General features: G+C 67.3%; 14 protein-coding genes. 7 read left to right on the top strand and 7 right to left on the bottom strand.

Annotated features, from left to right (window positions below; translation table 11 throughout):
* Positions 1 to 33: 33 nt before the first annotated feature.
* Genes cds1 through ponA2 form a run of 3 tightly spaced genes read right to left on the bottom strand, consistent with a single transcriptional unit; the run spans position 34 to position 4,572 of the window.
* A complete protein-coding gene (gene cds1, locus ACZYZ9_RS24370; RefSeq protein ID WP_463828747.1) occupies positions 34 to 1,140 on the bottom strand; it encodes an L-cysteine desulfhydrase Cds1 in 1,107 nt (368 codons plus the stop codon).
* Positions 1,137 to 2,096, bottom strand: a complete 960-nt coding sequence (locus ACZYZ9_RS24375; protein ID WP_463828769.1) for a metallophosphoesterase — start codon at positions 2,094 to 2,096, stop codon at positions 1,137 to 1,139. The genes cds1 and ACZYZ9_RS24375 overlap by 4 nt, the downstream gene beginning before the upstream one ends.
* A 43-nt stretch (positions 2,097 to 2,139) precedes the next feature.
* Entirely contained in the window at positions 2,140 to 4,572 is a 2,433-nt protein-coding gene (gene ponA2 / locus ACZYZ9_RS24380) for a transglycosylase/D,D-transpeptidase PonA2 (protein ID WP_463828748.1), read from the bottom strand.
* Positions 4,573 to 4,932: 360 nt separating this feature from the next.
* Between ponA2 and ACZYZ9_RS24385 the strand changes: the two genes are divergently transcribed.
* Positions 4,933 to 5,283, top strand: coding sequence for a WhiB family transcriptional regulator (locus tag ACZYZ9_RS24385; RefSeq protein WP_463828749.1), 351 nt, complete (start codon positions 4,933 to 4,935; stop codon positions 5,281 to 5,283).
* A 469-nt stretch (positions 5,284 to 5,752) separates the two neighbouring features.
* On the opposite strand, the gene bagB is transcribed toward ACZYZ9_RS24385, so the two are convergent.
* Both bagB and bagA read right to left on the bottom strand, forming a co-directional pair.
* Positions 5,753 to 6,895, bottom strand: a complete 1,143-nt coding sequence (gene bagB / locus ACZYZ9_RS24390; RefSeq protein ID WP_463828750.1) for an ATPase BagB — start codon at positions 6,893 to 6,895, stop codon at positions 5,753 to 5,755.
* Entirely contained in the window at positions 6,892 to 7,914 is a 1,023-nt protein-coding gene (gene bagA, locus ACZYZ9_RS24395; RefSeq protein ID WP_463828751.1) for an ATPase BagA, read from the bottom strand. Before bagA ends, bagB begins: the two co-directional genes overlap by 4 nt.
* Before the next feature lie 76 nt (positions 7,915 to 7,990).
* Here bagA and ACZYZ9_RS24400 point away from each other — a divergent pair, with 76 nt between their 5' ends.
* The 3 genes from ACZYZ9_RS24400 to ACZYZ9_RS24410 are packed head-to-tail and all read left to right on the top strand — an operon-like array spanning position 7,991 to position 9,405.
* Positions 7,991 to 8,152 carry a DUF4177 domain-containing protein gene (locus tag ACZYZ9_RS24400; RefSeq protein WP_120794267.1) on the top strand — a complete coding sequence of 54 codons (162 nt, stop codon included), beginning with the start codon at positions 7,991 to 7,993 and terminating at the stop codon, positions 8,150 to 8,152.
* A complete protein-coding gene (locus tag ACZYZ9_RS24405; protein WP_463828752.1) occupies positions 8,149 to 8,604 on the top strand; it encodes a RidA family protein in 456 nt (151 codons plus the stop codon). The genes ACZYZ9_RS24400 and ACZYZ9_RS24405 overlap by 4 nt, the downstream gene beginning before the upstream one ends.
* A 6-nt stretch (positions 8,605 to 8,610) precedes the next feature.
* Positions 8,611 to 9,405 carry an MBL fold metallo-hydrolase gene (locus ACZYZ9_RS24410; protein WP_463828753.1) on the top strand — a complete coding sequence of 265 codons (795 nt, stop codon included), beginning with the start codon at positions 8,611 to 8,613 and terminating at the stop codon, positions 9,403 to 9,405.
* Here the strand turns inward: ACZYZ9_RS24410 and crp are convergent.
* Both crp and ACZYZ9_RS24420 read right to left on the bottom strand, forming a co-directional pair.
* Positions 9,402 to 10,076, bottom strand: coding sequence for a cAMP-activated global transcriptional regulator CRP (gene crp, locus ACZYZ9_RS24415; protein ID WP_463828754.1), 675 nt, complete (start codon positions 10,074 to 10,076; stop codon positions 9,402 to 9,404). The two genes, ACZYZ9_RS24410 and crp, sit on opposite strands and share 4 nt — an antisense overlap.
* A 108-nt stretch (positions 10,077 to 10,184) precedes the next feature.
* Complete coding sequence (locus ACZYZ9_RS24420; RefSeq protein WP_463828770.1) at positions 10,185 to 10,487, bottom strand: hypothetical protein; 303 nt, start codon at positions 10,485 to 10,487, stop codon at positions 10,185 to 10,187.
* Between the two features lie 183 nt (positions 10,488 to 10,670).
* Here ACZYZ9_RS24420 and nth point away from each other — a divergent pair, with 183 nt between their 5' ends.
* Genes nth through ACZYZ9_RS24435 form a run of 3 tightly spaced genes read left to right on the top strand, consistent with a single transcriptional unit; the run spans position 10,671 to position 12,832 of the window.
* The gene (nth, locus tag ACZYZ9_RS24425; RefSeq protein ID WP_463828771.1) at positions 10,671 to 11,351 is read left to right on the top strand and encodes an endonuclease III; all 681 of its coding nucleotides are present in this window, start codon (positions 10,671 to 10,673) and stop codon (positions 11,349 to 11,351) included.
* Positions 11,352 to 11,360: 9 nt separating this feature from the next.
* A complete protein-coding gene (locus tag ACZYZ9_RS24430) occupies positions 11,361 to 12,008 on the top strand; it encodes a TlpA family protein disulfide reductase (RefSeq protein ID WP_463828755.1) in 648 nt (215 codons plus the stop codon).
* Entirely contained in the window at positions 12,005 to 12,832 is an 828-nt protein-coding gene (locus tag ACZYZ9_RS24435) for an NUDIX hydrolase (RefSeq protein ID WP_463828756.1), read from the top strand. The genes ACZYZ9_RS24430 and ACZYZ9_RS24435 overlap by 4 nt, the downstream gene beginning before the upstream one ends.

Consider the following 12,832-nt stretch of genomic DNA (forward strand, 5'->3'; position numbering starts at 1 on the left):
TCGCACCGTCCGGCGGCACCGCCAAACGCGTGGCTAGCCCCACCGGCAGGAGCGCTCGAAGACGGCCAGAGCCTGGGCGGGGCCGCCGGGATCGAGCCCCTGAGCAGCCACCCAGTCGTCGTCGAAATAGGTGTCGGCATACCGGTCGCCGCTGTCGGCGAGCAGGGTGACCACTGAACCGCCGCGGCCGTCGGCCACCATCTCGGCCAGCAGACCGAAGGCTCCCCACAGATTGGTTCCCGTGGAGGGGCCCACCCGGCGCCCCATAACGCTGCTGACGTGTCGCGCGGCGGCTATCGAGGCCGCGTCGGGCACCGCGACCATCCGGTCGACCACCGACGGCAGGAACGACGGTTCGACCCGCGGACGCCCGATGCCCTCGATCCGAGACGACGCTCCCGTCACGACGTCGTAGCGCTGCTCGGCGAAGGCCGGAAAGAACGCGGAGTTTTCCGGGTCGACGACGCACAGTCGCGTCGAATGCCGGCGATATCGGATGTACCGCCCGATCGTCGCGCTGGTGCCACCCGTGCCGGCGCCCACCACGATCCAGGTGGGGATCGGGTGGGTCTCCTCGCGCATTTGCAGATAGATCGATTCGGCGATGTTGTTGTTGCCCCGCCAGTCGGTAGCGCGTTCGGCGTTGGTGAACTGGTCGAGGTAATGGCCGCCGGTCTCGGCGGCGACCCGTACCGCCTCGTCGTAGACCTCGCTGGAATTGTCCACGAAATGGCAACGGCCACCTTGGGATTCGATCAGCGCGATCTTTGCCGTGCTGGTGGCGGCCGGCATCACGGCGACGAAGGGCAAACCCAGCAGCGCAGCGAAATACGCTTCGGACACCGCGGTGGAACCCGACGAGGCCTCGACCACGGTGGTGCCCTCGTCGATCCATGCGTTGCACAGCGCGTAGAGGAACAGCGAGCGGGCCAGCCGGTGTTTGAGGCTGCCGGTGATGTGGGTCGTCTCGTCTTTGAGATACAGCGCGACGCCGGAGTCGTCACCCCACGCCGAGGGCAGCGGATAGCGCAGCAGATGGGTGTCGGCACTGCGCCGCGCGTCGGCTTCGATCAACCGGATCGCATTGTCGGTCCAGCTGCGAGATTTACTCCGGACCGCGATGCGGGTCCGGTCGGTCAACGAACCGACGTAGCAGTCGGCTGTCGGCCCAGGTTGCTGGTCGAGTCGCGGCCGCCCATCGGGGTGGCGATCAGGGTCAGCAGGGTCGCTTCGGGCCGGCAGCAGAATCGCACCGGCGCGAACGGCGAAGTGCCGAGTCCCGCCGAGACGTGCAGGCGCATGTTGGCGCCCCACTGCGACGGCCCCTTGGCCCGGGACCGGTCCAGGCCGCAGTTGGTCACGATGGCGCCGTAGAACGGCAGGCACAGTTGCCCGCCGTGGGTGTGTCCGGCCATCACCAGCTGGTAACCGTCGGCGGCGAAGCGATCGAGCACGCGTGGCTCGGGTGAGTGGACCAGGCCCAGCTTGAGGTTGGCCGCGGGACTGGCCGGACCCGCGATGGTGTCGTAGCGGTCCCGGTCGATGTGCGGGTCGTCGACGCCTGCGGCCGCGACATGCAGGCCGGCCGCCTCGAACTCGCGCCGAGTGTGGGTGAGGTCGAGCCAGCCGCGTTCGGTGAAGGCCGCGCGCAGATCCTGCCAGGGCAGTGGCTCACCCTTGACGCGGTGGCCGGGGTTGGTCAGGTAGTTGGCCGGATTCTTCGGCCGGGGACCGAAGTAGTCATTGCTGCCGAAGACAAACACGCCGGGCCGGGACAGCAGATCGCCCAGCGACTGCACGACTGCGGGCACCGCCTTAGGGTGGGCGAGGTTGTCGCCGGTGTTGACCACCAGGTCGGGATCCCAACTGGCCAGCTCACGCACCCAGGCCTGTTTGCGCCGCTGATTGGGGGTCATGTGCAGGTCGCTGATGTGCAGCACCCGCAGCGGTGTGGAACCTGGGCTCAGCACCGGAATCGTCACCTCGCGCAGCACGAACGCGTTGCGTTCGACAAGCGAGGCGTAGCCGATTCCGGCAGCCGCCGAGCCGACGACGGCGGCGCCGGCGCGTAGCAGCGTGGGAAGCGGGGCAGTCAGACGGACGTCAGCCATGCCAGGCAGTTTACTGCCCGACCGGCCGCTACGGCGGTGGCGGCGCCGCCGGCGGGGGCGGTGCCAGCAGCGGGATGGTGATAGGTGGCAGACCGGGAATCTCGACCACCTGCGATCCGACCACTTCCGGCGGCAGACTCCCCTCGGGCGGCGGCGGCGGTGCCGGCGGGACGCCATTGCTGATCTGGATGGTCACGATCGAGCCGGGGATGGTCTGGCCGCTGGGCGTGGTGCCGACGACCTCGCCGTACTTGGCAGAGCTGTTGACCGAGGTGGGCTGATCGGCGACCTGGAAACCGGCGTCCCGGAGCCGCTGCCGGGCCTGGTCGACGTCCAGGCCGGCCACACTGGGCACCCGCCCGGCCGGTGAACCGTCCAGGTAACGCGGATCGGTCGGCGGCAGGTGCACCTCACCGAAGTTGTTCGCGATCGGTTGCAGCGCAGTGAACCAGGTTCGCGCCGGCTCGTTACCGCCGTACAGGTCACCGCTGCCGCAATGGCGCAGCGGCGCCGAACACAGGTCGGTCGGTGCCGGGGAGTCGTCGTAGATGTAATTGGCGGCCGCGTACCGGTTGGTGAATCCCACGAAGCCGGACGAACGGTGGGCTTCGGTGGTGCCGGTCTTACCGGACATCGGCAGGTTCCAGCCGGCCGCACCGGCCGAGCCGGCCGCGGTACCGCTGCCGGTGGCGTCCTTGCTCATCGCATTGGCCAGGGTGTTGGCCAGCCCCTCGGGGACCACCTGTTCGCAGGTCTCGGTAGTGACCGACACCTCATTGCCGTTGCGGTCGATCAGCTTGTCGATCGGGCTGGGCGGGCACCACATGCCCCCGGACGCCAGCGTCGCCGCGACGTTGGACAGCTCCAGCGCGTTGACCTCGATGGGGCCCAGGGTGAAGGAGCCGATGTTCTGTCGCTTGACGAAGTCGGCCAGACTTTCGTTGCTGTCCGGGTTGTAGTCGCGGGCGGTGCCGGGGTTGGCGTAGGACCGCAGGCCCAGTTTGATAGCCATGTCCACCGCGCGGGACACCCCGATCTGGGAGATCAACTTGGCGAACGCGGTATTGGGCGAGGTGGCCAGCGCATCGGTCACATTCATCGATCCGCGGTAGTTGCCGGCGTTGACCACGCACCAGGTGTCCTTGGGGCAGCCCTTGGCACCCCCGCTGCCCAGGCCCTTGGCCTGGAACCGGCCGGGGACCTCCAGATTGGCGTTGATGCCCATGCCCATGTCGAGCGCGGCCGCTGTGGTGAACAGCTTGAAGATCGACCCGGCGCCGTCGCCGACAAGGGAGAACGGCTGCGGCCGCATGGTTTCGCCGGCCTCGGTGTCCAGGCCGTACTTGCGGTTGCTGGCCATCGCGACCACTTTGTGCGATGTCTTACCCGGCAGGATCACGCTCATCACGCTCGAAATGCCACTCAGCGTCGGGGGCGCGAACTTGTCGATCGCCGCCTTCACCGGGATCTGCACGTCCGGGTCCAGCGTGGTGCGGATCAGGTAGCCGCCGCGGGCCACTTGTTCCTTACTGATGCCGGCCCGGGACAGGTATTCCTGCACATAGTCGCAGAAGAACGCCCGGTCGCCGGCCGCGATACAGCCGCGCGGCAACTCCTTGGGCTGTTGCAGGACGCCCAACGGCTGCGCTTTGGCTGCGCGTAGCGCATCGGCCTCATTGGGAATGTTCTCGATCATGGTGTCTAGCACCAGATTGCGCCGGGCCAGTGCGCCCTCCGGGTTGGTGTACGGGTTGAGCGAGCTGGTCGACTGCACCATGCCGGCCAGCAGCGCGGCCTGCTGCCAGTTCAGGTCGATGGCGTTGACGCCGAAGTAGGTCTGGGCCGCGTCCTGGATGCCGAACGAGTTGTTGCCGAACGACACCAGGTTCAGGTAACGGGTCAGGATCTCCGGCTTGGTGAAGGTCTTGTCCAGCGTGAGCGCCATCCGGATCTCGCGCAGCTTGCGCGCCGGGGTGGTCTCGACGGCCGCCCGCTTCTCCGCGTCGGTCTGCGCGGTCACCAGCAATTGGTAGTTCTTGATGTACTGCTGCTCGAGGGTCGAGCCGCCGCGGGTCTCGACGTCGCCGGAGGCGTAACCGGCCAGCCCGGTCAGCGTGCCTTTCCAGTCCACACCGTTGTGGTCGGCGAACCGCTTGTCCTCGATGGACACGATCGCCAGCTTCATGGTGTTGGCGATCTTGTCCGACGGCACCTCGAAACGGCGCTGCGAATACAGCCAGGCGATGACGTTGCCTTTGGCGTCCACCATCGTGGACACGGCCGGGACCTGACCCTCGAGAAGTTGCGCCGATCCGTTGGCGACGACTTCCGACGCGCGGTTCGACATCAACCCGACGCCGCCGGCGAAGGGGAACATCAACGCTGTCGCGACCACGCTGGCGAGCACACAGAACCCCGCCAGCTTCAGCAGCGTCAGCGGGACCGGGGGGCGCTCGGACATGCGTACTACAGTAGCGACCTCGCGTCACGTCCCCGCGCCGTGCGGGGTGGGAAAACTTTCTTCGGCAGGTGTTGAACAGGATTCGCACCACGTCGCCGGCCGACCTGGCGGCGATATCACAGGTCAGAGGGCCCAACGGCGGCCCGCGGCGGCCGTCGAGGCCCGCATCACGATCCAGACGGCACGGACGTCCCAGAAAAACCGTTATCGGACTGTTGCGCAATTAGCACCTGACCACCTAACTTAGATACGCATTGAGATTCAGGTAACACCGATATGCGCAGTGTGGCTCAGATCGCATCATCGGCTGGTACCCGAGGAGGCGGTCGCGATTCGCGGCCGGGAGAAAGGGATCAGCTCGTGTCAGGATCGCGCCCGGGCGCTCGTAAGACGAACCTCACGTCCACCGGAAACCTGCTGCGCAGCGTCGAAGCCGATGACCGCGTCGCCTGGGTATCGCAGGCACTGTGCCGGGCAACCGATCCCGACGAACTCTTCGTGCGGGGGGCCGCCCAGCGCAAGGCTGCGGTGATCTGCCGGCACTGCCCGGTGATGCAGGAATGCGGTGCAGACGCCCTGGACAACAAGGTGGAGTTCGGCGTGTGGGGCGGCATGACCGAACGTCAGCGCCGGGCCCTGCTCAAGCAGCACCCCGAGGTGGTCTCCTGGTCCGACTACTTCGACAAGCGTAGGCGTCGCAGCATCATCTGACCCGGGCCGCACGGCACGTCCTTCCCTATTACTTTTCTGTTACAACCTGCCTCAGTATGCTGCGGCCCTAATCTTATATGCGCAGCTCAAAGGCACTTTTTCGGCCCCCTGGGCGGGGTCGCATTTGGTGTATCCGTTGAACGGCCGTCAAATAAAGGCCGGTTACCCCCATATCGGTGCAGGTGGGGGGCCGTGCCGGACGCTGGACTCAGCGGAGTCGGAAACCTGCGAACGCGCAGCGGGTGGACGCTGATTCCGCCCCCGCGCAGCATGCCTGCAGCCCAGCGCGGACCGACGCTACGGCAAGCCTTCATCATGACGAAAGTGTTACAAGTTAGTTGATCGCACCATGAAATGATGCTTATTTGCGCAGGTCAAGCTGCTATTGAGCGTTACTGATGGGGCAAATGGTGACTACTGCCGTTGTAACGGCGTCAAATAAATCGCCCAGGCGGGGTATCGCCGCTGGTTATGCGGTCGAGGTGATCTGGTCGGCCAGAGCACGCAGCGCTTCGAGGTCGGAGACGTCGAACGGCAGCGACGGCACCCCGATGACGGGCACATGCGGGTTGGCGCCGGTGAACCGCGACAGCAGTCGAATCTCCCGCTTGGCGGTCTGCGCCCGGTCGGCGTGAATCTGCAGCACGGCGGCGGCCAGCGAGGAGGCTTCCGAATCGGTCTCGGCCGCTAACTTCTGGATGGCATCGATGGCCCGTTCGGCCGGCAACGAACACAGCATCGGGTGGGTGCGGTTCAACACCAGGCCCGCCAGCGGCATGGACTCCTCGGACAGCCGGTCCACGAAGAACGACGCCTCGCGCAGCGCGTCCGGCTCGGCGGCCGACACGACCACGAACTGGGTGCCGCGCCGTTTCAGCAACGCATAGGTGCGGTCCGCCTTCTCGCGGAAACCGCCGAATGTCGCGTCCAACGATTGCACGAACGCTGCCGCGTCCCCGAGCATCTGCGAACCCAGGATCGTCGACATCGCCTTCATGGCCAGGCCCATGGCACCCGTCACCAGGCGACCGAGACCCCGTCCGGGCGCGAGCAGCAGGCGCCACAGCCGACTGTCCATGAAACTGCCCAGCCGCTTGGGGGCATCCAGGAAATCCAGCGCGTTGCGCGACGGGGGAGTGTCCACGACCACCAGGTCCCACCGGTCCTGAGCCAGCAGCTGGCCCAGTTTCTCCATGGCCATGTATTCCTGCGTGCCGGCCAGCGAGGTCGCGACGGTCTGATAGAACTGATTGTCCAGAATCGATTGCGCCCGTTCGGAACCCGAGTACTGCATCACCATCTCGTCGAAGGTGCGGCGCATGTCCAGCATCATCGCGTGCAACTCCCCGGGGACCTCGGGTGCCAGCGGTACCCGCTGCGGCGTATTCCCAAGGTCGTTGACCCCCAACGCTTGTGCGAGGCGTTTGGCCGGGTCGATCGTCAAAACCACTACGGTGCGGCCATATTCGGCTGCCCGCAGCGCGATGGCTGCGGCAGTCGTGGTCTTGCCCACACCGCCCGCACCGCAGCACACCACGACCCGGTTGGACGTGTCGGCCAAAAGAGCCGCCATGTCAAGGGTTTCCGGCTTATGGGACTGCGTCGTAGTCATCGAACCCCCTGGTGGGCAAGCGCTTCGGAAAGCTCGTACAGGCTGCCCAGATCGACGCCGTCGGAGATGGTCGGCAATTCCAGCCTCGGCACCTGCAGCGCGTCGAGCTGTTGTGCGGTCTCGGCGCGCGCGGCGATCCGGGTGGCGTGTTGGATGGTCTCGGTCAGCAGGCCGGCGAAGTCGTTGTCGTCCAATTCGATGCCGGCCGTTGCCAGCCCGGCGCGGACCGAGTCCGCGTCGACGACACCTTCGGCGGCCTTGGCCAGGTCGCCGGAGTCGAGGTAGGCCGGAATGTTGCGGTTCACGATGACGCTGCCGATGGGCAACTGCATCTCGGCGAGTTCCTCGATCGCTTCCAGCGTCTCCTGCACCGGCAGCGCCTCCAGCAACGTCACCAGGTGGATGGCGGTCTGGTCGGAGTGCAGCAGTCTGACCACGCCTTCGGCCTGCGAGTGCACCGGGCCGCCCTTGGCGAGGTCGGAGACCGCTTTGGTGACGTCCAGAAAGCGGGCGATCCGACCGGTCGGGGGCGCATCGACGACGATCGCGTCGTAGAGCGGCCGCTTGTTCTTGTCCAGCCGGATGACCGTTTCTTTGATCTTGCCGGTGAGCAACACGTCGCGCAGACCGGGTGCGATGGTGGTGGCGAACTCGATGGCACCGATCCTGCGCATCGCCCGGCCGGCCAGTCCCAGGTTGTAGAACATGTCCAGGTACTCCAGGAACGCGGCCTCGAGCTCGATCGCCAGCGCGTTGACCTGCCCGCCACGTTCGGCGGTGGCGATCTTGACCTCCTGGTATGGCAGCGGCGGTACGTCGAAGAGTTGCGCAATCCCTTGGCGGCCTTCGACTTCCACCAACAAGACTTTGCGGCCGCCGGCCGCCAGCGTCAGTGCCAGCGCGGCCGCGATCGTCGACTTCCCCGTGCCGCCCTTGCCCGTCACGAAATGCAGCCGGGCCTTCGACAGCCGCGACGGCCACCCGACGGAGTTACCGCCGCTCGATGTGTTTGCCACCATCGCATGCTAGCCCTACCGGTTCGGCCGGCCAGCGGGCTGGCCGGAGCTGGTCAACACCGGCCGATAAGCTCGCGTCATGACCCAACCCACGACATGGGAGTACGCGACGATTCCGCTGCTCACCCACGCCACCAAGCAGATTCTCGACCAGTGGGGCGCCGACGGTTGGGAGCTGGTTGCGGTGCTGCCAGGTCCCACCGGCGAACAGCACGTCGCCTATCTCAAACGCCCCAAGTGAGCGTCACTGCCCGGCTCGCGGAGCTGGGCATCACGCTGCCCCAAGTGGCCGCGCCGCTGGCGGCCTACGTTCCCGCGGTGCGCACCGGCAACCTGGTCTACACCGCCGGCCAACTGCCGTTGGTCGACGGTAAGCTGCCCGCCACCGGCGCGGTCGGCAGCGACATCACCCCGGACGTCGGCAAGAGCCTGGCGCGGATCTGCGCGCTCAACGCTCTGGCCGCGGTGGATTCGCTGGTGGGCCTGGACTCGGTAACCAAGGTGGTCAAGGTGGTCGGATTCGTCGCGTCCGCGCCGGGTTTCCACGGTCAGCCGGGTGTGGTCAACGGCGCGTCGGAATTGCTCGCCGAGGTTTTCGGGGACAGCGGCGTGCACGCGCGTTCGGCAGTGGGCGTAGCCGAATTGCCCCTGGGCGCGCCGGTGGAAGTGGAGCTGATCGTGGAGGTCGGGTAACGGGCCGTGACTGAGTCGGCGTTGACGCATCCCGCCTATGGTCAGCTGCGGGCGGTCACTGAGACTGCCTCGGTGCTGCTCGCCGACAACCCGGGTCTGATGACCCTGGACGGCACCAACACCTGGGTGCTGCGCGGCCCGCGCAGCGACGAGTTGGTGATCGTGGACCCCGGGCCCGACGACGACGAGCACATCGCGCGGGTGGCGGCGCTCGGACGCATCAGCCTGGTCCTGATCAGCCACCGCCACCCGGACCACACCGACGGCATCGACAAGCTGGTCGAGCTGACCGGGGCGACCGTGCGGTCGGCGGGCAGCGGGTTCCTGCGCGGACTCGGCGGTCATCTCACCGACGGCGAGGTGATCGACGCCGCCGGCCTGACGATCAAGGTGATGGCCACTCCCGGCCATACCGCCGACTCACTGTCCTTCATCCTCGACGACGCGGTTTTGACCGCCGACACGGTGCTGGGTCGCGGCACCACCGTGATGGACTCCGAAGACGGAAATCTGACCGACTACCTCGAGTCACTGCAGCGATTGCGCGGACTCGGCCGGCGCACGGTGTTGCCCGGGCACGGGCCCGACCTCGGCGATCTGACCGCCGTCACGCACGACTACCTGGTCCACCGGCACGAGCGGCTCGAGCAGGTGCGCGCCGCATTGCGCGCGCTGGGCGACGACGCGACTGCCCGGCAGGTCGTCGAACACGTCTACACCGACGTCGACGAGAAGCTCTGGGACGCGGCCGAGTGGTCGGTGCAGGTGCAATTGGACTACCTGCGCGCCGAGTCCGGTTAGCGAGCCCGGCGGGCCAGACGTTCGGAGTCCGAGATGAGGACGCTCTTGCCCTCCAGGCGAATCCAGCCGCGGTGCGCGAAATCGGCCAGCGCCTTATTGACGGTCTCCCGGGAGGCGCCCACCAGCTGGGCGATCTCCTCCTGGGTCAGATCGTGGGTGACCCGCATCGCGCCACCCTCCTGGGTGCCGAACCGCTGCGCCAGCTGCAGCAGCTGCTTGGCCACCCGGCCGGGCACGTCCGTGAAGATCAGGTCGGCCAGGTTGTTGTTGGTGCGGCGCAACCGCCGTGCCAACACCCGCAACAGCTGCTCGGCGATCTCCGGGCGGTCAGCGATCCAGGCCCGCAACGCGTCGCGGTCCATCGAGACCGCGCGCACCTCGGTGATCGTCGTCGCACTCGACGTCCGGGGGCCCGGGTCGAAGATCGACAGCTCGCCGAACATGTCCGACGGTCCCATGATGGTCAGCAGGTTCTCCCGGCCGTCCGGGGACCGGCGACCGATCTTCACTTTGCCGGCGACGATGATGTACAGCCGGTCACCCGGCTCGCCTTCAGCGAAAACCGTGTGTCCACGGGGGAAATCAACGGGCTGCAGTTGCTTGGTCAACGCGGCGACCGCGCTGGCCTCAACCCCTTGGAAGATTCCTGCCCTTGCCAGGATCTCGTCCACGTTGCCTCTTCTTGCCTCTTCAGTTGGTGACGAAGTTGATACGGGCAGGCCAACCTGTGACGGCCGACACGATTCTAAAGGTAGGCCAATCTGTGCGGCCTGCCAACGCTACACACGATTGACGTGTCGGATGCGGGTGGGGAGTCCCGTCTCGATTCGTCCGACGACGTCGGCGACGAAGAATGTCTCGGCGTGATGGCGCCCGGTCAGCAACCGGGACTGGGGTGCGGCGGCAAGTCCCAGAGCATGACGGCGGTGCAGATACTCCAGGGCCTCGGGCATGCCCTCGCGGGCCAGGGTGTGCACGTCGACCGCCTCGGCCTGCTCCCGGAATGCGGCGACGTCCGTGCTGCTGACGGCGTCGTGGGCAAGGGTCTTCTCCAGCCGCCCGAGCCCGAGCGCCGCCAGCATCAGCAACCCGGGAATGCAGGCCACCAGCAACCACAACACAAGGGAGAGTAAACACGGACTTCGATCAAGGCGGGGTCTCAGTCAGATCACGAAATAAGTACTCTGTCGTAGGTGACAGCGGCGAAGGCGTCCAAGCGCTGGTCCAATGAGACCCGGACGGGTCTGGTGCGACGGGCGCGGCGGATGAATCGCACTCTGGCGCAAGCGTTTCCGCACGTCTACTGCGAACTGGATTTCACGTCGCCGCTGGAACTGGCGGTGGCTACCGTCTTGTCGGCGCAGAGCACCGACAAGCGGGTGAATCTGACCACCCCGGCGGTGTTCGCCAAGTACCGCACGGCGCTGGATTACGCGCAGGCCGACCGCGCCGAATTGGAGACGTTGATCCATCCCACCGGCTTCTTCCGCAACAAGGCGTCGTCGCTGATCGGGCTGGGGCAGGCCCTGGTCGAGCGGTTCGACGGCGAGGTGCCGCGGACGATGGACGAACTGGTGACGTTGCCCGGGGTGGGCCGCAAGACGGCCAACGTCATCCTGGGCAACGCCTTCGGCATTCCCGGCATCACCGTCGACACCCATTTCGGGCGGTTGGTGCGCCGGTGGCGATGGACCGAGGAAGAGGACCCGGTCAAGGTCGAGCGCGCCGTTGGTGAGCTGATCGAGCGCAAGGAATGGACATTGCTCAGTCACCGGGTGATTTTCCACGGCCGCCGGGTGTGCCACGCCCGCAAACCGGCCTGTGGAGTCTGCGTGCTGGCCAAGGACTGTCCCTCCTACGGGCTTGGCCCGACCGAGCCACTGCTGGCCGCGCCGCTGGTCCAAGGACCCGAAACCGACCACCTGCTGGCCCTGGCCGGGTTGTAACCCGCCCGGATGAAAGCACTTTCCGGCACGGCTCGCTGGACGATTGCGGTCCTGGTGTTGGTGGTCGCGCTGGTGGTCGCTTTCGTGGCCGAACTGCGCGGGGAGCCGGTGCCGCCGGCGCACACGCAGGTGCCGGTGCAGCGTGAACACCGGGACGCCGACACCCCCGCAGCGCTGGCGGGCCCACGCCGGCGCGCCGGACTGCCGGCCTGCCCGGGGCCGGGACCGGGGGAGGGCGAGGGCGCCTTGCGGGGCGTCGTGGTGGAGTGCGCGGCCGACGGTGCGGCCGTGGACCTGGGCAGAGCGTTGACCGGCCGGCGGGTGGTGCTCAACCTGTGGGCGTACTGGTGTGCGCCGTGCACTGCAGAACTGCCTGCGATGGCCGAATATCAGCGCCGGGTCGGTTCCGACGTCACCGTGGTGACGGTGCATCAGGACGAGAACGAGACAGCCGCGCTGCTGCGGTTGACCGAACTCGGCGTGCGGTTGCCGACCCTGCAGGACGGTCGCCGCAAAGTGGCGGCTGCGCTGCGGGTTGTTAACGTGATGCCTGCGACGGTGGTGCTGCGGCCGGACGGTAGCGTTGCCCAAACCCTGCCGCGGGCGTTCGGCAGCGCTGAGGAGATCGCGGCCGTGATCGGAGACGGGGCGGGGTGAGCGAGCCGGGCTGTCGAGACAGGAGGGAGACGCCGGTGAGTGCTGCGACTCCTCTGACTCCCGATATCGGCCCGCCCTGGTTACGACCGCTGGTCGACAACGTCGACCAGATTCCCGACGCCTACCGGCGCCGCCTGCCGGCCGACGTGCTGGCCATGGTGACCGCGGCCAGATCGGTATCGTCGTTGCGCCGTACCGGCCGGGACGCCGCGGTGCTGGTGCTGTTCTCCGGGCCGCAGGACGGCCCGGCGGACGGTCGCGTGCCCGATGACGCCGACCTGCTGCTGACCGTGCGCGCCGCCACACTGCGTCACCACGCCGGGCAGGCCGCGTTTCCCGGCGGTGCGTCCGACCCCGGCGACGACGGACCCGTCGCCACTGCGCTGCGCGAGGCACGCGAGGAGACCGGGATCGACGTCGGCCGGCTGCACGCGCTGGCGACGATGGAGCGGACGTTCATCGCGCCGTCGAATTTTCATGTCGTGCCGGTGCTGGCCTATTCACCGGATCCCGGTCCGGTCACCGTCGTCAACGACGCCGAGACGGCGATCGTGGCGCGGGTGCCGGTGCGGGCCTTCATCAATCCGGAGAACAGGCTGATGGTGTACCGCGGCACCTTGGGCAGGCGCTGGGCCGGTCCGGCGTTTCTGTTGAACCAGATGCTGGTGTGGGGATTCACTGGCCAGGTGATTGCTGCCATTCTCGACGTCGCCGGTTGGGCACAGCCCTGGGACACCAACGACATCCGCGAGCTGGACGAGGCGATGGTGCTGGTGGGCGACCCTGCGGCGCAAACCCCGACGAACAGGGGTGGGTTGCGGTGA

The organism is Mycobacterium sp. IDUB_28 (assembly GCF_055419285.1).

Coding starts and splice junctions, on each gene's coding strand:
- ponA2 (WP_463828748.1), bottom strand. CDS start 4,572: ATGTCCGAGCGCCCCCCGGTCCCGCTGACGCTGCTGAAGCTGGCGGGG.
- bagB (WP_463828750.1), bottom strand. CDS start 6,895: ATGACTACGACGCAGTCCCATAAGCCGGAAACCCTTGACATGGCGGCT.
- bagA (WP_463828751.1), bottom strand. CDS start 7,914: ATGGTGGCAAACACATCGAGCGGCGGTAACTCCGTCGGGTGGCCGTCG.
- ACZYZ9_RS24400 (WP_120794267.1), top strand. CDS start 7,991: ATGACCCAACCCACGACATGGGAGTACGCGACGATTCCGCTGCTCACC.
- ACZYZ9_RS24420 (WP_463828770.1), bottom strand. CDS start 10,487: ATGCTGGCGGCGCTCGGGCTCGGGCGGCTGGAGAAGACCCTTGCCCAC.
- nth (WP_463828771.1), top strand. CDS start 10,671: ATGAATCGCACTCTGGCGCAAGCGTTTCCGCACGTCTACTGCGAACTG.
- ACZYZ9_RS24430 (WP_463828755.1), top strand. CDS start 11,361: ATGAAAGCACTTTCCGGCACGGCTCGCTGGACGATTGCGGTCCTGGTG.